The organism is Paenibacillus spongiae, assembly GCF_024734895.1.
GTDB lineage: Bacteria > Bacillota > Bacilli > Paenibacillales > Paenibacillaceae > Paenibacillus_Z > Paenibacillus_Z spongiae.
Genome location: NZ_CP091430.1, coordinates 7,495,855 through 7,518,789, shown reverse-complemented (window position 1 = coordinate 7,518,789; position 22,935 = coordinate 7,495,855). Strand labels below are relative to the sequence as shown.

At 48.5% G+C, this 22,935-nt stretch carries 19 protein-coding genes; 13 read left to right on the top strand and 6 right to left on the bottom strand.

From position 1 onward, the window contains the following. Nucleotides 1-284: 284 nt before the first annotated feature. The 6 genes from rfbH to L1F29_RS33680 are packed head-to-tail and all read left to right on the top strand — an operon-like array spanning nt 285 to nt 6,280. Nucleotides 285-1,844, top strand: a complete 1,560-nt coding sequence (gene rfbH / locus L1F29_RS33705) for a lipopolysaccharide biosynthesis protein RfbH (RefSeq protein WP_258386316.1) — start codon at nt 285-287, stop codon at nt 1,842-1,844. Between the two features lie 16 nt (nt 1,845-1,860). After that, a complete protein-coding gene (rfbF, locus tag L1F29_RS33700; RefSeq protein ID WP_258386315.1) occupies nt 1,861-2,658 on the top strand; it encodes a glucose-1-phosphate cytidylyltransferase in 798 nt (265 codons plus the stop codon). Continuing rightward, a complete protein-coding gene (gene rfbG, locus L1F29_RS33695) occupies nt 2,655-3,737 on the top strand; it encodes a CDP-glucose 4,6-dehydratase (RefSeq protein WP_258386314.1) in 1,083 nt (360 codons plus the stop codon). Before rfbF ends, rfbG begins: the two co-directional genes overlap by 4 nt. Then, entirely contained in the window at nt 3,734-4,618 is an 885-nt protein-coding gene (locus L1F29_RS33690; RefSeq protein ID WP_258386313.1) for an NAD-dependent epimerase/dehydratase family protein, read from the top strand. The genes rfbG and L1F29_RS33690 overlap by 4 nt, the downstream gene beginning before the upstream one ends. Further along, nucleotides 4,611-5,399, top strand: a complete 789-nt coding sequence (locus L1F29_RS33685) for a transketolase (RefSeq protein WP_258386312.1) — start codon at nt 4,611-4,613, stop codon at nt 5,397-5,399. The genes L1F29_RS33690 and L1F29_RS33685 overlap by 8 nt, the downstream gene beginning before the upstream one ends. Then, nucleotides 5,396-6,280 carry a transketolase family protein gene (locus L1F29_RS33680; protein WP_258386311.1) on the top strand — a complete coding sequence of 295 codons (885 nt, stop codon included), beginning with the start codon at nt 5,396-5,398 and terminating at the stop codon, nt 6,278-6,280. Before L1F29_RS33685 ends, L1F29_RS33680 begins: the two co-directional genes overlap by 4 nt. On the opposite strand, the gene L1F29_RS33675 is transcribed toward L1F29_RS33680, so the two are convergent. The 6 genes from L1F29_RS33675 to L1F29_RS33650 all read right to left on the bottom strand — a co-directional run bounded on the left by L1F29_RS33675 (nt 6,275) and on the right by L1F29_RS33650 (nt 12,334). Further along, nucleotides 6,275-8,128, bottom strand: coding sequence for a glycosyltransferase (locus L1F29_RS33675; RefSeq protein ID WP_258386310.1), 1,854 nt, complete (start codon nt 8,126-8,128; stop codon nt 6,275-6,277). The genes L1F29_RS33680 and L1F29_RS33675 overlap by 6 nt on opposite strands. Nucleotides 8,129-8,151: 23 nt before the next feature. After that, the gene (locus L1F29_RS33670; RefSeq protein WP_258386309.1) at nt 8,152-9,072 is read right to left on the bottom strand and encodes a sensor histidine kinase; all 921 of its coding nucleotides are present in this window, start codon (nt 9,070-9,072) and stop codon (nt 8,152-8,154) included. Nucleotides 9,073-9,083: 11 nt separating this feature from the next. Next, complete coding sequence (locus L1F29_RS33665) at nt 9,084-9,881, bottom strand: ABC transporter permease (protein WP_258386308.1); 798 nt, start codon at nt 9,879-9,881, stop codon at nt 9,084-9,086. Continuing rightward, nucleotides 9,874-10,797 (bottom strand): ABC transporter ATP-binding protein, encoded by a 924-nt coding sequence (locus L1F29_RS33660; protein ID WP_258386307.1) that lies wholly within the window; start codon nt 10,795-10,797, stop codon nt 9,874-9,876. The genes L1F29_RS33665 and L1F29_RS33660 overlap by 8 nt, the downstream gene beginning before the upstream one ends. A 91-nt stretch (nt 10,798-10,888) precedes the next feature. Continuing rightward, nucleotides 10,889-11,569 carry a response regulator transcription factor gene (locus L1F29_RS33655; protein WP_258386306.1) on the bottom strand — a complete coding sequence of 227 codons (681 nt, stop codon included), beginning with the start codon at nt 11,567-11,569 and terminating at the stop codon, nt 10,889-10,891. A gap of 69 nt (nt 11,570-11,638) precedes the next feature. Then, nucleotides 11,639-12,334: a Dph6-related ATP pyrophosphatase gene (locus L1F29_RS33650; protein ID WP_258386305.1), complete on the bottom strand. Its 696-nt coding sequence runs from the start codon at nt 12,332-12,334 to the stop codon at nt 11,639-11,641. Nucleotides 12,335-13,086: 752 nt separating this feature from the next. Here L1F29_RS33650 and L1F29_RS33645 point away from each other — a divergent pair. From L1F29_RS33645 to L1F29_RS33615, 7 genes are all read left to right on the top strand, one after another. After that, on the top strand, nt 13,087-14,097 hold the full coding sequence (locus tag L1F29_RS33645) for a LacI family DNA-binding transcriptional regulator (protein ID WP_258386304.1): 1,011 nt from the start codon (nt 13,087-13,089) through the stop codon (nt 14,095-14,097). 476 nt (nt 14,098-14,573) lie between these two features. Next, nucleotides 14,574-15,941: an ABC transporter substrate-binding protein gene (locus L1F29_RS33640; protein ID WP_258389898.1), complete on the top strand. Its 1,368-nt coding sequence runs from the start codon at nt 14,574-14,576 to the stop codon at nt 15,939-15,941. A gap of 116 nt (nt 15,942-16,057) precedes the next feature. Further along, on the top strand, nt 16,058-19,006 hold the full coding sequence (locus tag L1F29_RS33635; protein ID WP_258389897.1) for an extracellular solute-binding protein: 2,949 nt from the start codon (nt 16,058-16,060) through the stop codon (nt 19,004-19,006). Nucleotides 19,007-19,095: 89 nt separating this feature from the next. Continuing rightward, nucleotides 19,096-19,977 carry a carbohydrate ABC transporter permease gene (locus L1F29_RS33630; RefSeq protein WP_373876580.1) on the top strand — a complete coding sequence of 294 codons (882 nt, stop codon included), beginning with the start codon at nt 19,096-19,098 and terminating at the stop codon, nt 19,975-19,977. Between the two features lie 5 nt (nt 19,978-19,982). Further along, entirely contained in the window at nt 19,983-20,849 is an 867-nt protein-coding gene (locus tag L1F29_RS33625; protein WP_258386302.1) for a carbohydrate ABC transporter permease, read from the top strand. 21 nt (nt 20,850-20,870) lie between these two features. Next, nucleotides 20,871-22,325 carry an NHL repeat-containing protein gene (locus L1F29_RS33620; RefSeq protein ID WP_258386301.1) on the top strand — a complete coding sequence of 485 codons (1,455 nt, stop codon included), beginning with the start codon at nt 20,871-20,873 and terminating at the stop codon, nt 22,323-22,325. Next, complete coding sequence (locus L1F29_RS33615) at nt 22,312-22,926, top strand: Yip1 family protein (protein ID WP_258386300.1); 615 nt, start codon at nt 22,312-22,314, stop codon at nt 22,924-22,926. Before L1F29_RS33620 ends, L1F29_RS33615 begins: the two co-directional genes overlap by 14 nt. Nucleotides 22,927-22,935 lie beyond the last annotated feature (9 nt).

Here is a 22,935-nt window from a genome sequence, read left to right as displayed (position 1 = left end):
CATTCAGCTGACGGGCAACATAGAAAAAAAAGCACTTATAGTTATTGAAGTTTGGTTCGATATAATCTGTGAGGGCTTACTTGCGAAGGAGATAAGGAAGCATGAAAAACGATGATGATTTGTGGTTTGTAATGCAATGCTACCATGGTTCGTTGTCATTGACTTGTTACAATGAGGAGCATATTACGGTCCCTATGGTATAATTAGAGCCGTCTACATCATTTTACCTGCTTGGCATGTAATCCCTGTAAGGTTGACTAAGCGATCCGCGGGAGGAAATAAACGTGTATAAATTGGGCGATGTTGTTCGAATTCTGAATCATCATCATAACGAAGAATTGGGAATTGTTATGGAAGTACATAAAGATGGCTTGCTTCTGCTAGGCGCAGTAATTGTAAATCAGGATGTGGAAGAGAACTGTACGATTGAGATAGAACCTGGTCAGTCGATTACAGTGAAATATACGAATAAATTATATATAGATAATCATAACGCTGAGCGAATGGGAGCGTTGCAAGAATCGTTATATGAAACGATCATGAGGAAGGAAATATTGTCGAAGGTTGACGACTTCTATCACTTATTCCATGAACGGAAGACGCCTTTCGATGCTGAACGATCTTCGATCGTTTACGGTGGGCGGGTTTATGACGAGCGTGAAATGAAAAATTTAGTAGACTCGTCCTTGGATTTTTGGTTAACGGCTGGGAGATTTAGCAAGCAATTCGAGAAGGAATTCGCACAATTTATCGGTGTCCGCTATGCATTGCTGGTCAATTCAGGATCATCGGCAAATCTGCTGGCATTCACGGCGTTAACATCCCCCAAATTGGGTGACCGCAGAATAAGACCCGGCGATGAAGTGATCACTGTAGCAGCTGGTTTTCCGACGACTGTAGCACCTATTGTTCAGAACGGGGCGATACCGGTATTTATTGATGTCGAACTTGGAACCTACAATATTGCTGCAGAGCTTATAGAAGATGCCATTACCGACAAGACGAAAGCGATCATGATTGCACATACGATGGGCAATCCATTCCATTTAACGAAAGTCATGGAGCTGGCGGAAAAGTACAACTTGTGGGTGATTGAAGACAACTGCGATGCCCTTGGATCCTACTATAACGACCGGCTGACAGGAACGTTCGGACATATTGCTACTTCCAGCTTCTATCCTCCGCACCATATGACGATGGGTGAAGGCGGAGCTGTATACACGAACGATCCGCGATTAAAGATGATCATTGAATCATTTAGGGACTGGGGAAGAGATTGCTGGTGTCCATCCGGATGCGACAACACCTGCAAGAAACGTTATGGCTGGGAGCTCGGGACGCTGCCGTATGGTTACGATCATAAATATACGTATTCGCATGTAGGGTATAATTTGAGGGTTACCGATATGCAAGCGGCAATCGGAGTAGAGCAGTTGAAGAAGGTTCCTGAATTTGCAAGGGCGCGTATTCATAACTTCAATCGTCTGCTGAATGGATTACGTGATTTAGGAGACTACTTCATTCTGCCTAGAGCCACAGAGAATTCAAATCCGAGCTGGTTTGGGTTTATTCTGACTGTTCGAGAGCAGGCTGGCTTCACGAGGAATGATATCGTGAATTATCTGGAGAACAATCGAATTCAGACCCGGATGCTGTTCGCGGGGAACCTTACGAGGCAGCCTGCCTTCCAGGAAGTTGAATATAGGGTTCATGGAAACCTTACGAATACCGATAAAATACTTAACGACACATTCCTCGTTGGTGTATATCCTGGACTGACGAATGAAATGATTGATTATGTTATTCGTATGATTAGAGAATTTGTATTAAGTAAGACAGATTAGAAGGGGGCGCGCACCCATGAAGGTAGTTATCCTGGCCGGCGGATATGGCACCAGAATCAGTGAAGAATCTCATCTAAAACCGAAGCCCATGATTGAGATTGGCCAAAAGCCCATCCTATGGCACATTATGAAAACCTACTCGAGCTATGGTTTTAATGACTTCATCATCTGTTTAGGTTACAAGGGCTACCAAATCAAAGAGTATTTCGCCCACTACTTCTTGCATGAATCCGACGTTACGTTTGATTTCAGGAACGGCAATCAAACGGTTACCCATAATCACTCTGCTGAGCCTTGGAAGGTCACCTTGGTAAATACAGGTATTGATACGATGACTGGCGGAAGAATCAAACGTATTCAACCCTTTGTCGGCAATGAACCGTTCATGCTTACCTATGGCGATGGGGTTTCCAATGTAAATATTAGAGAGTTGGCTGAATTTCATCGTTCAAGCAGGAAACTCGCTACCGTTACTTCCGTTCAGCCTGACGGACGGTTTGGCGTACTGGATATTACGGGGCAATGCGATGTAAGAGGCTTCCAAGAAAAGCCCAAAGGAGATCATTCATGGATCAGTGGAGGGTTCTTTGTTCTACAGCCGGAAGTGTTCCATTATATCGAAGGCGATAATACGATCTTTGAGAAGGAACCGCTTGAGAGGCTTGCAAGGAACGGTGAACTCGTCGCTTTTAAACACAGAGGCTTCTGGCATCCGATGGACACCTTGCGCGATAAGAACTATCTTGAGGATTTATGGTCCACGGACAAAGCTCCATGGAAGGTTTGGGATGATGCTCGGGTGGAGGCGTTATGATCGGCTTCTGGCAGAATAAGAAGGTCTTTGTAACAGGTCATACGGGATTTAAAGGATCATGGTTGTGTATGCTGCTGCATCAGCTTGGTGCGAAGGTTGTTGGCTATGCATTGAATCCTCCTACGACTCCGAGTTTGTTCGAGCTGTGTCAGGTGGAGCAATTACTTGTGAAGTCTGTAATCGCCGATATCAGAGATTTGGAATTGCTGAAGAAGGAAATGACCGCCTTTCAACCCGATATTGTAATTCATATGGCTGCACAGCCTCTCGTAAGAGAATCCTACCAAATCCCGGTCGATACATATGCGATCAACGTTATGGGAACGGTACACTTATTCGAGGCTGTCAGGCATACGGAAAGTGTTCGCGCAGTCGTGAACGTAACGACAGACAAATGTTATGACAACAAGGAGTGGGCATGGGGTTATCGGGAGAATGAGCCGCTGGGGGGGCACGATCCCTATTCGAGCAGCAAAGCTTGCTCCGAGCTCGTTACATCAGCCTATCGAAATTCATATTTTCATAGCGATGATTACGACCGGCATGGCGTCGCGATCGCAACGGCAAGAGCCGGCAATGTCATCGGCGGCGGAGATTGGGCCCGCGATCGATTAATTCCGGATTGTACCCAGTCGCTATTAGCGGGCGAACCCATTACGATAAGAAATCCGCATTCCATCAGGCCGTGGCAGCATGTTCTTGAGCCATTGAGCGGCTATTTGTGTATTGCCCGGAAGCTCTATGAATCAGGGGTAACGTACGCGGAAGCGTGGAACTTCGGGCCTGAAGATTCCGATGCAAAGCCTGTGGAATGGATCGTCCGGAAGATGTGCGAGAAGTGGCAAGGCAGTGCGGGTTATTTGATTGCGGATGGCGGCCATCTTCATGAAGCAACTTATTTGAAGCTGGATTGCTCGAAGGCCATGCAACAATTGAATTGGACGCCGCGTTGGGATTTAAACCAAGCTCTGGACAGCATAATCGAATGGACGCAAGCCTACAAGAACGGGTCGGATTTGCGAAGCGTGTGCTTCAACCAAATTAACCACTATTTTCAACAGACTGCGGAGCGCTTATGAAGAAGATATTAGTTACAGGAGCAACGGGGTTTGTCGGAGCAAACCTCTTGAAAGCATTGATCAAAAGCGGAGAGTATGAGGTATATATCACAACGAGAAGAAGCTCCGATCTATGGCGAATTGCGGATGTGGTTCCCCAAATTCATAAGATATATGAATGCCATATCGACATCAGATCTGAAGTTTTTCAGCTCATGGAAGAATTGAAGCCGGATATCATCTACCATACGGCGGCATATGGCGGATTTGCCAGCCAGACGGATGCAGAGAGAATTATTCAATCGAATCTTCATGCGACGATTAACCTGCTGGATGCTGCAATGCTGTACGGAATACAGCAATTTATTAACACGGGCAGCTCATCCGAATACGGGATTAAGAATGATGCGATGAAAGAAACGGATCTCTGTGAGCCGATCAATCTATACGGGATCACCAAGCTTGCAGCAACCCAATATTGCTCCATGATGGGTAAGAGCAGTAAGTACAACGTATGCACGTTGAGGTTGTTCTCGCCCTATGGGGAGCTTGAAGATCCATCACGCTTGTATCCTAGCATCGTTAGCGCATTGGAGCGCAATGAGCGGCCGAGGCTGTCGAGACCTCATTCGGTAAGAGACTTTATTGGAATCGATAAAGTGTTGGACGTATACATGAAAATTATCCATATCAGCTACGAACCGGGTGATGTAATCAATGTGGGTTCTGGCAGGCAGCAAACGATAGAACAATTCTATCGGTCCATTGCAAGCAGGCTGAGGAAAGATATTGAACCGATTTGGGGAGAGGCGCCGCCGCGTCCACACGAGCCGATAAGATGGGAAGCGGATATTCATAAATTGAACACACTCATGAACGATGAGGAGGCAACCTATGAATAACAATGAGATTAGAAAATCCATTATTCACATGGTCCATTACTCGAAATCGTCTCATGTGGGTACCTGTTTATCCATTGTAGATATTTTAACCGTCCTATACTTCAAGACTATGAATATTGATCCTCTCCATCCTACGCTGCCGGATCGCGACAAATTGATACTAAGCAAGGCTCATGGAAGTGCGGCGTTATATGCGACTTTAGCAGAGAGAGGCTTCTTTCCAAAGGGTTACCTGGACCGTTATTATATCGACGGAGGAATTTTGCCAGGTCATCTTGATAAGGAAGCCGTACCGGGCGTAGAGGCTTCGGTAGGTTCGTTGGGTCACGGTTTGGCGATTGGGCTTGGCATGGCGATTGCGAATCGCCAGTCGAAAAATCCCGGCCGTATCTATGTGATCCTCGGTGATGGCGAATGCAATGAAGGCTCTGTATGGGAAGCTGTCATGTTGGCAGCGACGTTACGATTAAACAATTTGATTGCCATTGTAGATTACAACAAGCTGCAAAGTTTTGGACGAACGAATGAAGTTATTAATCAAGAAAATATGGCTGAACGCTGGAGAGCGTTCGGATGGGAAGCCCAAGAGGTTGACGGCCATGATATGGAACAATTGGAGACGGCCTTCAGCCTGCCGCAGGCAGGACCTAAGGTGATCATTGCACATACGATAAAAGGAAAGGGCATCTCTTACATGGAAGACAAGCTGGAGTGGCATTATAAATCGCCAAACGATGAGCAGTATCAAGCGGCTCTCCTTGAAATAGGTGAGCGATCATGAGAAATACATTTATCGCGACGTTGATTGAAGAGGCGAAGAAGGACGAGAGAATTTTCTTACTTACGCCGGATATGGGTTTCTCTGTGCTCGAAGCATTTCGCGATTTATTTCCAGACCGCTTTCTTAATGTGGGGATCGCCGAACAGAATGCGGTGGGTGTCGCCGCGGGATTAGCCTTATCGGGGAAGATTGTCTACGTATACAGCATCATCCCGTTCGTCACGATGCGTTGTTATGAACAGGTCCGAGTCGATGTAGCTTATATGAATACGAATGTTAGACTTGTGGGGGTTGGAGCGGGTCTGTCCTATGGTCCTGCGGGCGCGACCCATCACTCAATTGAAGATATCGCGATTATGAGGGCTCTTCCTAATATGACGGTATGCTGTCCTGGAGACCCAATTGAAGTGAGGGAAATCATTAAGCAAAGCGTTCACTATGATGGGCCGATGTACATCCGATTAGGGAAGAATGGAGAACCGAGAATCCATTCTGACAATACTCCAATTGAAATTGGCAAAGCGATCGAGGTCATAAGAGGGGATGATCTTGCATTAATCACAACAAGCAATATGCTTGAACAAGGAAAGATCTGGGTGGATGAACTGGCCAAGGAAGGAAGGCATGCCAGCCTGATCAGCATGCCGTCTATCAAACCTTTGGATAAGGAATTCATCCTCCAATTAATCGCGCGGAAGAAACCCATTTATACATTGGAGGAACACAATGTCATTGGTGGCCTGGGAAGCGCCGTAGCAGAAGTAATTGCGGAAAGCGGAATCGGGATTACTTTCAAGAGAATCGGAATTCCCGACACGTACACTCATCATGTAGGCAGCCATATGCATCTTCGAAATAAATTAATCACGCCGGAGCTATGACATCCTGTTCACCATGATTCGATGAATGAGTGCTATATCATCACGACCGCCAGTAGCGGCAATGTCCGCAGTCAGGAACCGTTCGCTTGTACAGAAGTCATAAGCCTTCTTGAAGAATTCCGTTTGATCAGCACCTGTTTGTTTATAATTCATATCGAACGTCAGATTAACTAGAGCGAACGTTTTGCTGCACAGCTGAAGGTACATGACTCGAAGCAGCTCCTTGTCGTTCTTGCATATTTCGAGATCCTCGAATATGCGGTAAAAGCCTTCATGCTGCCCTAATCGACCTTCAATGGATCGATAGTAAGGGATTTCGATTTCGCTGTTATCCACCGTGACGACAACTTCATCCGATTGTTCTGCTGCTCCTTCATTGATTAAGACAAGCTCTGTACTATGGACATCTCCATACTGGCACAATAGGAGTTCCCAGAACATGTGAGGATACCAGTAGCACACGTTATTGTCGTGCAGATGTTCATGTACGTATTCAATGCCTTTATGCTGCCTTAGAAGCGTATTGTTTAGAATCATTCCGGATACGTAATTAGAGGTTAGCATAAAGGAGATCATGGCGTCCTGTCCGGCTTTGCTGGTTGCGGTCGACCATTTATTAAACATGGTCGTTGAAGTTTTCATTAAAGATAAGGTTTCTTTGGATGCGTTCAATTGGTTCAAGATCTTACCCAGCACATCAAAGTTTACGAGGTCCTCATCACTGATGAGCAAAATAAAATCTCCTTTGGCTAGTTCACATACTTTGCAGCAGTTAAGGGCATACCCTTGGTTCTCTTCAAAGGCAAAATAAGTAAGCCTGGCGTCATCGATCTCATTGATTTTGTCATAGAACGGCGCAGTCTCATTCTGGGTCCCATTGTTAGAAAGGATAATTTCGATCTCTTCGTCATAATGGCTCTGCAAGAGATGAAGCACGTTATTATAGGCTCTTTTTCCTCGATTGAAGCTCGGAATGCAAATGCTAAGAAGAATTCGATCCCCGTTTCGATTTCCTTTCTTCAGACGATGAGTGTGAATAGCGTGTAAGATTTTCTTCGGTTGTTCATTCTCTTGATTGATTAAGTTAAGGATATTTCTTGGGAGAAAGGCATTGGTTCGTGCGATATATTCATTCATGCCCTCGAGCTTATCAAATATGAGCACATTAGAGAGGATGGAATCATCCAATAAAGCGCCTTGCAAGCAGGACAGGAATTTGCCAATCTCGCTAAATACAATGTAGCTCTTCTTATTCATTCTTCTTATTACGTTCGTACAGGTAAGAATAATATTCAAATTCCAATTCTCAAGCAGCAAATAGTCTGAAAAGGCATCTGCAGCGGGTAATGAGGGGATATTCTGATAATCATATAACGTTATTTTCTCTCCGATAACCTTGTTTTCTCTATCGTATATGTAATAAATATTGTCTGCCCCGGTAGGGAGGAGCCAATAAGGCAGTTCGTGATAACCCATCGGATGCGGCATATGCAGATATCCATTGGTTATTAGAAATTGCAGGTTCGCTTCATAGATCGCTTTGAATTCATGTTCGTTCGGCTCAATGAAGGCTTCCCAAAGCAGCTTCTCGATTTCGTCATTCGAGTATCCGTAATGTAGAGCCTTCATGAGCATCTTGAAGCATTGATCATATTCCGACACTCTGAATAGGAAATATGCGAAGGAAGCATAAACTTCGGCTTTTAAGCTCAGGTCTTCTGCATACACCGTACTCTCTATTTGTTCGATAAGTACCTTATAATTCATATAGGCGGCATCAGCCGAATTGGTTGCTATCAATTCATTGATGTCATGTAATGCTTGATCGATGTGAGCTCTATTGTTCATTTTATCGCCTCTTCATCCGTAATTTATTCCCTACTCGACATTCCATTCATCTTAGGCAGCTCAACCCTTATCTCAAGAACTCCATCTTGCATGGACGCAATTACGCTTCCGCCCAACTGTTCCGCTAATAGCTTGACGATCGACAAGCCCAGCCCCGTGCAAGTGCTCCTTGCTTGATCACCTGTGTAGAAGCGGTCGAAAAGCCGCTTAACATCAAGGTCGGCGGCATGCTTTACAGGGTTTCGCAACGATAGGCCTGCTCTGTCCACAGCCTGCAGCAGACTTACTTCGATATCTCCATTGGAGTGCTGAATACAATTACGAATCAGATTTTGGATCATTCGCGTCACCATGTCTTTGTCGGTATGGACAAAGATGGGGGGAGACTCCTCCATGCGCACGGTCAGCTTATTCGCTTCCAATGCGGTGACGGAAGCTGCAAGGCAGTCGGTTACAAGGTTCGTCAAGTTTATTCGTTCGATATGCTGTTCCGGCTCTGCGCTCAGAAGATAGGAATACTCGAAAAAGTGTTCAATCAGCCTACCTAATTCATCGGCGTGCTTCCGGGCAATGTGAAGCTTTTTTTGCTGATCGCCGCTAAGCTCGCCATTATCAAGCAGCTGCTGGTAGCCCTTGATAGCCGTAAGCGGTGTCCGCAAATCATGCGAAATGTTGGCAATGAGGTCTTTGAAGCGCTTTTCCTCGCGAATGCCATGAAGGCGGAGGTTTTCCTCCGCCTTCAAGCATTTGTTAATATTAACCGCAAGCGTATTCAGCTCCCTGCTCAGAAGCTCCAAGCTTATTGGTTGACGCGTATGCTCCGTCAGCCGCTTATTCAGCTGCCGGTTGATGCTGCGCAGCTGCCGCTGAAGAAAGACGATATATAAGGCATGCATAAGAGCGAGCAGGACCGAAACGGCCGTCGCTATAGTCAACGCGTTCACCAGCCTTTCAGTTACTTTATTTCCGATCTTCTGAATATGCCGTATGTGACGGCAAGCATGACGATCATAAAGATCAAGCTAACCGTGATGGCCTGGATCATGTCTCCCGGTCCCGTATCCAATGTCACGAAGGCATAGTTCCCTCCATATGGCGTAGAGGAGAAAATACGGTCAAATACCGGCGAGCTATCGCTTATTTTCATTAACTGGGCCGTAAGAATGGAGAAGCCATAATAAATCGCAACCACGAAGATGGGCTTTCTAAGCACGAAGGCAAGCGGTATACAGATACTCAATTGTGCCACGTATACGATTAGCAAGGTCAGCATGACAGCGAGCATTTTCCCCGTCTCTGCTGCGGAAAAGGCTGTACTAGCCTCTGACGTAAGCAGATGCAGGAAACCTACGGCTACGGACCCCATACTGAACTCGAAGCCTGAGCTTAGTGCAATTCCGGTTACGATGACATAGGGAAGCAGGATGAACGCCAGGGCAGCACCCAATAAGGCTGCCTTGCTAACGATGACAGCACCCCTGCTGCCGCCGCTTGTAATCGCATTATGGACGGTTTTGTTATCGAAATCCCCGCAGATGAAGATGGCCGCGATCACACCGCCAAGAATGCTGATCATGTTGATATCCGAGAACATGAATCCGATTCCGGTCATGCTGGCTTCAATCTTGCCCTGCGGGATCAGATAGGCCATCATAACCATAGCTGCCGCACATATCGTTGTGATTCCGAGCAGGATCAGAATGGCCTTCGATTCGCGTAGCTTAAATAAATCCGCCTGGATCAAATTAAGCATCCTGATCACCGCCTATAACCGAAATAAAGTAATTTTCAAGCGTATCTCCCTCGATCGAAAGCCTCGTTACGACAATACCATTGTCATAGATAACCTTGGCCACTGAATCCATATCATCCAAATAATCATATAGCTTCACGGTATTATCCGGCATGACTTTATAATGCGAGGTGTTCAGCTGCATCTCCAATACGCTCGTCAGCTTATCCGGCTGATCGCAGCTAATATGGAGATGACGCTTGCAGTTTTCGTCCAGCTGCGCAAGGGTGAGGGTTTGCTTGATCTCGCCTTTATGGATGATGATATAATCCGTTACGGTCTGGTAGAGCTCGGGCAAATTATGGCTGGATATTAGAATGGCCATCTGCCGTTCTTCGCACAGCTTCTTCAGCAGCTGACGAATTTCCACGACGCCGAGCGGGTCAAGACCGTTGATCGGTTCGTCCAGGATCAGCAATTCAGGGTTGCCGAGCAGAGCGATCGCAATGCCTAGCCGCTGCTTCATGCCGAGCGAGAAGTTCTTGGCTTTCTTATTGCCCGTGTCCGCAAGTCCGACCAGCTCCAGCAATTCACCTTCCATTTCCTTGTTGGGAACACCGCGCATGATTCTGTGAAGCTTCAGATTTTCCCGCGCAGTCATATGGGGAACAAATCCGGGATTCTCGATGATGCAGCCCAGCCGCTTCCTCTCCTCCTGCAAAGCGCGCTCGCCGCGATGGCCAAACAGCTCGATGCTGCCCTCCGTGGGGAAAGAAAGCCCGGCCAGAATGCGCATTAGCGTCGTCTTGCCTGCGCCGTTCTGCCCGATTAAACCGTATATTTTGCCGGATTCCAGCTTAATCGACACATTGCGCAGCGCATAAGAACCGCGGTAGGTTTTTGTCAGGTTGCTTGTTTTCACCACATATTGTTTCATGCTGCTCACCTGCCCTTTCTGACTTCAGTGTAATTCCCAATGGTTTAGAAAAGGTTAAGGGGAGCGGCAAAATGGTCAGGAAACCGATAATTCACGGTTTGTACAGCCGATATCCCAGGCCCCACACCGTTTCGACATATTCCTCATCCGGATTCGCTCGCTTGAGCTTATTGCGCAAATTGCTGATATGGGTCTTAACGGCATTATCATCGCCGATGTATTCTTCCTTCCAGACCGATTCATACAGATTGGACTTGGTAAATACCTTGCCGCTGTGCTTCAGCAGCAGTTCCAGGATCAGATATTCCGTTGCCGTCAGCTCCAGCTCGACAGCGTTTGCCGTAACGCGCTTCGTATTGCTGTCCAGCGCCAAATCCTTATAGCGAAAAACCTTGTCGTTTTGGAGTTGTTTATGGGCACGCCGCAAATTGGATTCCACCCGCGCCACAACCTCGCCCAGATCAAAGGGTTTTGTAATATAGTCATCCGCTCCGAGCTGCAACAGGTCGATCTTCGTGCCGACCACATCCTTGGCGGAGATCATAATAACGGGGACATCCGAGAACCGCCGCGTTTCTTTCAGGATTTCATCCCCGCTTTTGTAAGGGAGCATAATATCGAGCAGAATCAAATCATACGAATGATTCCGGATTTCCATGAGTCCATCGGTGCCGGAATAGGCGGATTTCACGGTATAGCCGGCATCGGTCAAGGCTTGTGCGAGCATGAGATTGACATCTTCGTGATCTTCAATGATTAGGATTGTATTCACTGGAACCACCTAGTCTCTTTTAGTTAAGTTAGAAGGTGCAATCAACAAGCGACTAAAGATAAGTATCCGTTACACCTTCTGATCGAGCTCCAAAGGCAAGAACGCATATTCCCCATTCTTGATGATCTCGCCTTTGCGAACGGGAATCGGATGATTGAAGAGAGGCCCGTCGATTACGGTCGTATGAAACTCGCCGCCTTCCCCGCAGGGATCGATACCACGTTCGACCAGTTCCTTCACATATTCGTAGGTTAATGTGCGTCCCAGATCGTCTTCCCGCATACCTAACGATAAATTTACGGTTACAAGGATCGTGACGAATCCCAGGTTGATGAATTCTTCGACCGCTTCGCGATGGTCCATCTCCCAAAGAGGCATCCCCAGCTTTAATCCGGCATTCTTCGTAACCTTATCATGCCAGCAGCCATGAGCAGGCATATCCAAGTCTCCCGTGACTAACAATTCCGCTCCTTGATCTTTAGCATGTGCCAGTAGGCGCATAAACGCTTCTTCATAATCCGCCCAACTCGCTGCAGCTGTATATACGGGCAGGCCAATCGCTTCGGCTTGGGCACGTATGAGCTCCGGGGGCATTCCATGGGATCTGGAGCGCTTCCCTTCTTCCTCCAGCATGACGATCAGTCCAACCGCATCTCCAACCTTCATCGCTTTATACAGGGCGAGTACGCTATCCTTCCCTCCGCTGAAAGACGCGATAAACTTATGCCCGATAGCGCCATTCTTCCAATCTGTACGTTCAGTCATTGCTATCGTTCTCCTTTGTTTTATTTTCATGATGCTGTTTCGTCATCAGTCCCTAATGTTGTGCAGAGCCTGTTCTTTATATGCTTACGACCATACTATTCGCTGCCTGCTACCATAATCGCCCCTCCCCCAACTTAGGCTTATGTAGGTAACCCGCCGATTTCGGACTTACGATCCGTTATTGGTGACAAAACAATCGTTTCCAGCCTTCTTGCGGACAATGAATCCGCTATTCCCAACAAAACGGCCCTAATTCATCCCAATTTGAGGGAATAACGGATCTGGTGTCCGTTTCCGCCTCAATGACTCAGTATTTCTAGAAATAGCGCATCTGAGGTCCGTTCATTCGTAATGGCTACTATCCTCATCGCCTTATCTCGCCCTATAATGCTAGTTTCTTTCCATCAACCAGCCCACAGGCATGTCGCAAGCGTAAGCGTCTCATTTTATGCAGAAGGCGGCGGCTGTTTACGATGCGGCTTCGCAGTTCTACTGGTTTCATTTTATCACGGAATTCTACGAAATGACGGCAGGTACTGTCCGCCCAACAGAAGTTTTCCTTGTGAATTGGTGCGCAATGGTGTTCAATCCTAATGATCCAAGAAGTGGAATTTTATATGTTTCTTTTTGAATAAAAAAACCATGAAATAACATAACAATGCAAACAAAATCAAAAATTTGTTTTGAAAACAGGTACATGTTATGTTATGGTTTATGCAGTATACTTATCAATCGTAAATAGGATGGTAGCCATGGGACGTAAAGTAACCATGCAAGAAATTGCCGATTTGGCGGGGGTTTCGAAATTTGCCGTATCCCGCGCATTATCCGGCAAGCCTGGCGTTAGCGAGAAGACGAGAGAGATGATTCAGAAGGCTGCCGGGCAGCTGGGGTATTTCAAGAGCACACCCAAATCACGCAACGAAGAACTACGAGATACCGATTCCGGGCAATGGTCGGGGACAATTGTCGTTCTTTTTCCGAATATTCGGTTTCAAAATCGGGATTCCCTCTATTGGGGCCCTATCTTTGACGGTGTATCGGTCCGCTTGAATCAGAAGGGACTGGATATATTGACGTTGACGGAACCGACGAGCGACCATGTCTTCTCGTTGTTGAATCCCGATGCCATTCATGGGATCATCACGGTCGGGACGATCTCCAGACAGATTCTGCTGGATATCAAGGAATTGCATATTCCTATTGTTATGGTGGATCACTTCGATCCGACCCTGCACTGCGATACGATCCTGACGGATAACTTTTCCTGCATGCAAGAAATGATCACCAAGCTGATAAGCAAAGGGTATAAGAGTTTTCAGTTTGTCGGGAATGTCGGCTATGCGCAGAGCTTCTACGAACGATGGATCGCTTTCCGGGCCACGTTGGAAGAATTCCAGCTGGAATGCAAGCAAAGACCGGAGTTGATCGATGCCGAGGAAGACCAGGTTGAGCAGGCGATTGCCGCGATTCCCGCCGATGAGCTTCCGGAGGTGTTCGTCTGTGCGAATGATTCGAATGCCAAGAAAGTGCTTGGTGTCCTTCATAATCGCGGGATAGCGCTTACACAATGCGCGGTAACCGGATTTGACAATACGCACGAGCTGATCCCTACGCTGGCTACGGTCGACGTCAATAAGGAGCTTCTCGGCATGCGGGCGGTCGATATCATGCTATGGAGAATTGCAAATCCCCAATCCAGTTTCGAAAAAACACTCGTATATGCGGACGTTATCCTGCGCGACTATAATGGGAATAAATAGAAACAAATAGCAATCGACTTTAACCGACATGACGGATGAGCAGCACTTCACGTGCTGCTCATCCGTTTTTTAGTATGAATTAATAACCGGTTCAGATATGAATAGCACAATATCACATAACAAAAAATAAAATTATAAAAACAAAAAACAAATTTTAGACTAACAGTATTGACCTAATTATTATCAGATGTTAGTATTTAGCTGAAAACGTTCTCAATCAATTTGTTCAAAATGGTGGTGGCGCCTTCAGACTACGTCCAAAAAGTTGCGAAGCTTTCGTATTTCAATTTGGGGGTTCATTTGTTCAAGTTTTTGTATAAGAGAATGAGTGAAGAGGCGAACCAAACAAACCAATAACTGGTTAATAAAGCGTTATCATGTTATTGCTTGGTTCGTTGCGTGATTCATTAGGGGAAGGTTTTGCTATATGGTGTCGAACAAAATAGAACTTTGGAGGAATCAAGACAGTGAAAAAGATGAGAGCAATCACTCTAGTAATCATTTGCACGATGTTGATTTCGTTATTGGCGGCTTGCGGCAGCAATAACAGCAAGAACGGCGGCGAAACGGGCAACACGCCATCCGATTCGGGCAACAAGGCGAATACCCCGGCAAATACTTCGGCGAATACGCCGGAAGAGCCGGCGAAGATCGATCTGGGCGGCCGCACGATTCAGATTGCACAGAACTGGGACGGTACGCCGAAGGGCGATACGGCAGCCAGTAAAGCGCAGCTGGACAAAATCGCCGAGCTGGAAAAGACGTATAACGTGAAGATCAAGTATATTTCGCTCCCGTATGAGGAGCTGCAAGAGAAGTTCGTAACGACGACGCTGGCGGGCGAACCGTTCGCGGATATTATCCGGATCGAGTATACGCATGCGCTTGCAGCCGCATTAAACGGTCAACTGTCGAAGCTAAGCGAGTTTACTTCTTCGGATTCGGACATCAACAATGAAAATAAACTGCTGCGAAAAGCCCCTAAGATCGCCGGAGAAGAGTACGGCTTCGACGGACTTGGGACCAACGGCGTGATGATGCACTACAACAGGGACATCTTCAAGCAGCTGGGCCTTCCCGATCCGCATGAATTGTACAACAACGGTGAATGGACATGGGACAAGTTTCTTGAACTCGCCAAAATGGCAACGAAAGATACGAACAATGACGGAAAAATCGATGTATGGGGCTTCTCGGGCTGGGCAGCGAAAGCCGGCAGAGATTTCGCGGCATCGAATGGCGCTGCAGTTACCGACGATGTCAACGGCAAGGAAGGTTTGACCAATCCCGCAATGATCGAAGCGCTGGAGTTTGTTAACAAGCTCTATAACGAAGAGAATGTCGTGAAAATTAAAACGGGCAAAAAGTCCAATTGGGAAGAAATGGATACCTTCAAGGGCGGCGATGTCGCCATGTTCATCACGGCCGACTGGCAGATGTGGGAGCTTCCGTTCGAGTTCGGGCTTGTGCCGATTCCAATGGGGCCGAAAGGCAGCAAGGAATATACCTACTCGCTTGAGGGACATGGCTTATTCATCCCTAAGGGCGTAAAAAATGCCGACGTCGTATTCAGCATTTATGAGCAAATGCAAGATATTCCTCAGACCGAAGAATATCCTTCTCAGAACTATTTGGAAGAACGCTACAAGTACGAGGAAGACATTCAGATGCTGCGCGAGCATATTGCCGGAACCGGTTTGCTTTCATTGGACGGGGCTTATCAGGGGTACCCATACAACGACGTAGTAAATGAAATCATCGATAACAATGCTTCCGTTACGGCAACGGTAGAGAAGTACAAGCAGCAAGCACAGGCAGCGATAGACTCGCTCGGCAAGAAATAACCGGATATAGGTATCGTTTGAACAGGAAATTGCCGCGTTCTCGCGGTAATTTCCTGTTCGGATTCTAATTTCGATCGCAGGCGTCATGCGAGCGATACGGAAATTGTAACGGAGGACTGACATTGAGAAGGAAACATGGGCTCAGAAAGCTTGCAGTAACGGCTATGGTTGCGATTTTGCTTTTCTCGATGCCGGGCCTGGCTCCTGGCGGGAAACTTCAGGTCGCCCATGCCACAGAAGAGAATAATGCTCCGGCTGCGGATATGGACAGTCCGGATTCCGGTCTGCTTGATGACACTGACGATCGTCTGACCTACACGGATTACTTGGAACGGTATCAAGACCAATCCCGCCCCAAGCGGGAAATGATTGTGAATGCCGCAGACTACTCCAGTATCGATGGCATGGAAGTGCAGAAGGTTGAGCAATACGAAGGCATGGCAGGCATGTCGATTGTTACCGGCGAGCAAGGGGCAATCAGTTGGGAAGTCAATATAGAAGAAGCGGGCATGTACAATTTGTCGGCCTTATATTTTCCAGTGGAAGGCAAGAGCTCGAATATCGAACGATCCTTGCTGATCGACGGCGAAATTCCATTCACCGAAGCGACTTATATGCAGTTCCAGCGGGTGTGGAGCAATGAATCGGATGAGATCAAAGCGGATAATCAGGGAAATGCGCTTCGCCCCAAACAGATCGAAAGCCCGAAGTGGCAGGAAGAGATCTTCAAGGACCTGGAAGGTTATCATACGAAACCTTATTTGTTCTACTTATCCAAAGGCAAACACACATTGACGATGGTATCGCAAAGAGAGCCGATGGTCATTCGTCATCTTAAAATATATCAGCAGGATGAACCGATTCCCTACGCAGAGATGCTTAAACAATATGAGGCGCAAGGATTGAAGGAAACGGAAGGGCAAATGATCGTGATTCAAGGCGAGCATGCTTCGGGCAAATCATCGCCTACGCTCTATCCGCTTGCCGATCGTTCGAGTCCGGCCGTCTATCCGTACAGCGCATCCAAAGTGAAAATCAACACGATAGGCGGTTTCAATTGGCGTATACCCGGGCAGTGGGTGGAATGGGAAGTTAACGTTCCGGAAACCGGATTGTACAAAATCGGAATCAAGAGCAAGCAGAACTTTGTCAGAGGTACATATTCGACGCGCAGATTAACCATCGACGGCCAAGTGCCTTTTCAAGAGATGGATGAAGTCGCTTTCCGTTATCAGAGCGGATACCGGATGGATGTGATGGGCGATGACAATCCGTATCTTTTTCATTTGACGGAAGGCAAGCATGTGCTGCGGCTGGAGACGAGCCTGGGACAATATGCTTCGCTTATTCGCGAAGTCGAGGAAAGCCTCTTAAATTTGAACGGGATGTACCGCAAAATATTGATGGTTACCGGATCCTCGCCCGACGAGATCCGGGATTACCGGGTAGAGAAGCAAATTCCCGGCCTTCTGGACGGCTTCCAAGCGGAGAGCGAGCGGCTCAAGTCGGTCACGGAGCGGCTAAAGCAGCTGTCCGGACAAAGCAGCGACCAGGAAGCGCTGCTGATGACGATGACGCTCCAATTGGACGAGATGATCGCAAATCCCGATACGATCCCGAGCCGGCTGAAAGCGTTCAAGGTCAATACGGGAGGGATCGGAACCTGGATCTTGAAAGCGAAGGAGCATCCGCTTGAAATCGACGCGATCTATATCGCTTCGCCTTCCGAGAAGCTGCCGAGCGGCAAAGCGTCGTTCTTCGCCAAGCTGTGGCATCAAATTCTGACCTTCTTCTATTCCTTCTTCATTGACTACAATCAAGTCGGCAATACGGACGAAGGCGGCAGTAAGAAGGCCATTACGGTATGGATCGGCAGCGGACGCGATCAGGCGACAACCATTAAATCGATGATCGATGAGACCTTCACGCCCGAGACGGGAATAAGCGTCGACTTGAAGCTGGTGCAGATGCAAACGCTGCTTCCCGCCACATTAGCCGGGCAGGGCCCGGATGTTGCCATGCAGATCGGCAACGATGTGCCCGTCAACTACGCGATGCGGAATGCCGTTGCGGATCTATCGCAATTCTCGGATTTCGAAGAGGTTTCGGATCGGTTCCGTCCGAGCGCCATGGTACCGTACACCTACAACAAGGGGGTCTACGGGCTACCGGAAACGCAAACGTTCAATATGCTGTTCTATCGCAAGGACATTCTGAAGGAGCTCGGGCTGGAAATCCCGCAAACATGGGAAGACGTCAACAAGCTTCTTGCCGTACTGGATAAGAACCATATGGAATTCGGGCTTCCGATCGTTACGCAGCCGAGCTATCCGGGCGAGAACCTCCCGCCGAACTCGGTATTCGCCATGAAGCTGCTGCAGCAGGGCGGCGAATTCTACCGGAATGACGGCAAGGAATCCGATCTGGATTCCGAGAGCGGCATCGACGCTTTCAAATTATGGACGGAATACTATACGGATTATAAATTGCCTGTCGAATTCGACTTTTCCAACCGGTTCCGGACAGGGGAAATGCCGATCGGCATTGCGGACTATACGACCTACAACCAGTTGTCCGTCTCCGCTCCCGAAATTCGGGGGATGTGGGGATTTGCGCCCGTACCGGGCACCCCTCAGCCGGACGGCTCGATCGACCGGGCAGTACCGGGCGGCGGCAATGCCGTTGTCATGCTGAAGCAGGCCAGCGACCAGGATGCGGCATGGGAATTCATGAAATGGTGGACAAGCACGGAAATTCAAACGATGTTCGGCCGGGAAATGGAAGGCTTAATGGGTGCGGCTGCCCGCTATCCAACCGCCAATATCGATGCGCTCGACCAATTGCCGTGGCCGGTGAACGATTATGGAAACCTGAAGGCCCAATTCGAATGGGTACGCGGCATTCCCGAAGTGCCCGGCGGTTACTTCACGGGACGCCATCTGATCAACGCTTTTTATAAGGTCGTCAACAAGCAAGTGGATCCGCGTGAAGCGATGATGACTTACGGTCAGTACATTCAAGATGAAATTCGGTTGAAACGAATTGAATTTGGTCTGCCGAACTAAGGAAGGGGTTAAGGATGCAAAACTCGACGAATATCAAGGCCGGAGCCCCCAATCCGTCCTTAAAGCCCCCTTCCTGGTGGGCGATCAAGATGAAGGAAATGAAAGCGGCAAAGCATTCCTACATCTTGATGATGCCATATCTGCTATTATTTTCACTGTTTACGGTATTGCCGGTGATCATGTCTCTCTTGATCAGCTTTACTTACTTCAACATGCTGGAGGCGCCAAGGTTCATCGGCTGGCAGAACTATATCCGGCTGTTTCTAGAAGACGACATCTTTCTGATCGCCATCAAGAATACGCTGCTCTTCGCCGCCATTACGGGACCGGTGAGCTATATCGCCTGCTTTATTTTCGCATGGATTATTAACGAGCTGTCTCCCAAGCTGCGTGCGATTCTGACACTCGTGTTCTATGCGCCGTCCATATCCGGGAATATCTATTTCATCTGGCAGATGATCTTCTCCGGCGACAGATATGGCATCGCGAACGGTCTGCTGATTAAAATCGGCGTTCTGCTCGAGCCGATCCAGTGGCTGAGGAATGAAGATTACATTCTGATTATCATCATTATCGTTCAATTGTGGCTTAGCCTGGGGACGGGATTCCTGGCGTTTATTGCCGGTCTGCAGACCGTCGACAAGACCCTTCACGAAGCGGGGGCGGTGGACGGAATCAAGAACCGTTGGCAGGAGCTGTGGTATATTACGCTGCCGTCGATGAGGCCGCAGCTCATGTTCGGCGCCGTGATCCAGCTGACGACCTCGTTCGCCGTGGCCGACGTTTCCATCAGCCTGGCCGGATCGCCCAGCGTCAATTACGCTGCGGAAACGATCGTGACGCATCTGATGGACTTCGGCACCATCCGGTTCGAGATGGGGTTTGCTTCGGCTATTGCGACCGTTCTGTTCATCATCATGGTGGCAACGAATCTGATCGTCCAAAAATTATTGAGAAAAGTAGGTGAGTGACGATCATGAATATGGCCTTTAGGCTGCGCAAAAAACGCGTAAACCGTTCCTTTGCGGGCACGGCGGCATTATTTGTCTTCCTCGCGGGCGTAGGCGCATTCATGGTGCTGCCGCTCGTCTACGCGATTAATGCCGCATTTAAACCGCTCGATGAAATCTTCGTGTTCCCGCCGACGCTGTTCGTACGGAATCCGACGATGAGCAACTTTTCCGACTTGTTCAACCTGCTCACCGCCTCGTGGGTTCCGTTCACCCGTTATATATTCAATACGGTATTCATAACGGGGATGGGGATTCTCGGCCATGTGCTGTTTGCGTCGGCAGCCGCTTACCCGCTCGCCAAGCATCGGTTTCCAATGAAGAAGACGTTCTTTACGATCGTCGTTCTATCGTTGATGTTCACGCCTCAGGTGACGGCGATTCCGAACTACATGATCATGTCATGGATCGGATTGATCGATACGTATTGGGCGGTCATCGTTCCGGCGTTCGCTTATCCGCTCGGTCTGTATCTAATGAAGCAGTTCATGGAGCAGATTCCAGATGCATTATTGGAAGCAGCGAAGATCGACGGCGCGAACGAATACCGGATCTTCTGGACGATCGTCATGCCGAATGTCAGACCGGCATGGCTGACGCTGATCATCCTGCTGTTCCAAATTCTGTGGGGGACCGACGGCAACGGCTTCATCTACAGCGAGCAGCTCAAGACGCTTCACTATGCCACGAACCAGATCATTCAAGGCGGGATTGCCCGCGCAGGCGTCGGAGCCGCAGTGGCCTTGCTGCTGATGAGCGTGCCGATTACGCTGTTCGTGTTCTCGCAAAGCCGGATTATCGAAACGATGGCCACGTCCGGGATGAAGGATTAAGGGGGAGAAGTTCTGATGGCCATGAAAAAAATAATTCTCTCTATCGTGTCGTTCGTCATCCTGGCGTCAATCGCTCCCGTGGCCAATGCTTCCGCACCGTATGAGAGCTATAACTACAATTATTATGAAGAAGCCGTGCCGATGCCTGCCGCCTATATGCCGTCGAAGTCGATATCGGGACAGGATCTGGGCGTCGGACACTTCCGCGATCCGAATGACATGTATATCGCGGAAGATGGGTTCATCTATATTCTGGACAGCGGCAATAACCGGATCGTCGTTGCCGACCGGAATTGGAAGCTGATCCGCATTATCGCTGAATTTCAGAACGAGGGCAAGAAAGACGGATTTAAGAATCCGGAGGGCATCTTCGTCAAGGGGGACCGGATTTACGTAGCGGATACGGAGAATCAACGGATCGTCATTCTGTCCGCCGAAGGCGAGCTCGTCCGGATGCTCGAAAACCCGAAATCGGAAGTGCTCCCGCCGAACTTCAAATTTTACCCGCGGAAAATCACCGTCGACAACGCGGATCGCGTATTCGTCATCGCAAGGGGCGTGTTCGAAGGGATCATGCAGTTCGATGAGAAGGGCAAGTTTATCGGTTATGCGGGAACGATCAAGATTCAGAGCAATCCCGCCGATTTGCTCTGGCGGAGATTGGCGACGAAGGCGCAGCGGGAGAAGATGGCGCTCTTTGTCCCGACGGAATTCTCCAATGTCGATATCGACCGCAAAGGGTTCGTCTATGCCACGAATATCGACCCGGGGTCGGAGATGCCGGTCAAACGTCTGAACCCCGCCGGCGAGGACGTGCTGAAGCGGTATGGCTATCATCCCGTGAGAGGGGATATCCAGTTTCTCCTCCGGGGAGCGATGGGCGGACCTTCCAAGCTGACGGATATTAAAGTGCTGGATAACGGCATGTTCATCGTGCTGGATTCGCTCCGCAACCGCGTGTTCTGTTATGACGCCGACGGCAACCTGCTGTATATGTTCGGCAGCAAGGGCAACCAGCTCGGCACGTTCAAATCGCCGGCCGCCGTTGAAGGGATCGGGGAAACGATCGCCGTTCTGGACCGGGGCGGAGCGCGGGTCGTGCTGTTCGAGACGACCGAATTCGGCCATCAGGTGAACCAGGCCGTCGCGCTGCATCATAACGGGGAAGACGAGAAGGCGGCTGACGCCTGGAGAGAAGTGTTGCGCTTGAACGCCAACTACGACATCGCCTATATCGGAATCGGCAAATCGCTGCTGATGGAGAAGCGAAGCGGGGAAGCGATTGCGTATTTCGAGAAGGGCATGAACCGGAAATACTACTCGGTCGCTTACAAGCAATACCGCAAAGAAAAGATGAAGGAGCATATCGGGACGTTCTTAACCGGGTGCGTCGTGCTTTTCTTGGCCTGGATCGCGTACAAAATCGTGAAAACTTGGAGACGAAGGAAGGGACGCCGACGTAATGCAACATTTTAAATTTCCGCTGAGGTTGATTACCCATCCTTTCGAAGGGTTTTGGGATATGAAATACGAGGGAAAGGGGCGCTTAAGCGTCTCATTCGCCATTGTGTTCCTCCTCACTGTCGTCATGATTTTGCAGAAGCAATTTGCCGGCTTTCTGGTCAATATGAATGACCCGCGTTATTTGAACAGTATCGACGAGCTCAAGTTTATCGTGATTCCGTTCGTTCTATGGTGCGTATCGAACTGGTCGGTGACGACCTTGATGGAAGGCGAGGGCCGGTTCAAGGATATTGTCATGGCCACGGCCTACTCGCTGGTGCCGATGGTCCTGATCTACTTGCCGACGACGATCGTGAGCAATTTCATGGCACAGGAAGAAACGGCCTTCTATTACTTGCTCAATTCATTCGCGCTTCTGTGGTTCGTCTATCTACTGTTCATCGGGATGATGACCGTGCATCAATATACCGCATCCCGGACGGTCGTGACGATGCTGCTCACGCTGATTGTCATGGCCATCGTTGTCTTTCTCGGTATGTTGATGTTCAGTATGATTCAGCAGATTATCGATTTCATCGTTAATTTATACACCGAACTTGTTTTTAGAGCGTAAGGAGGCCGC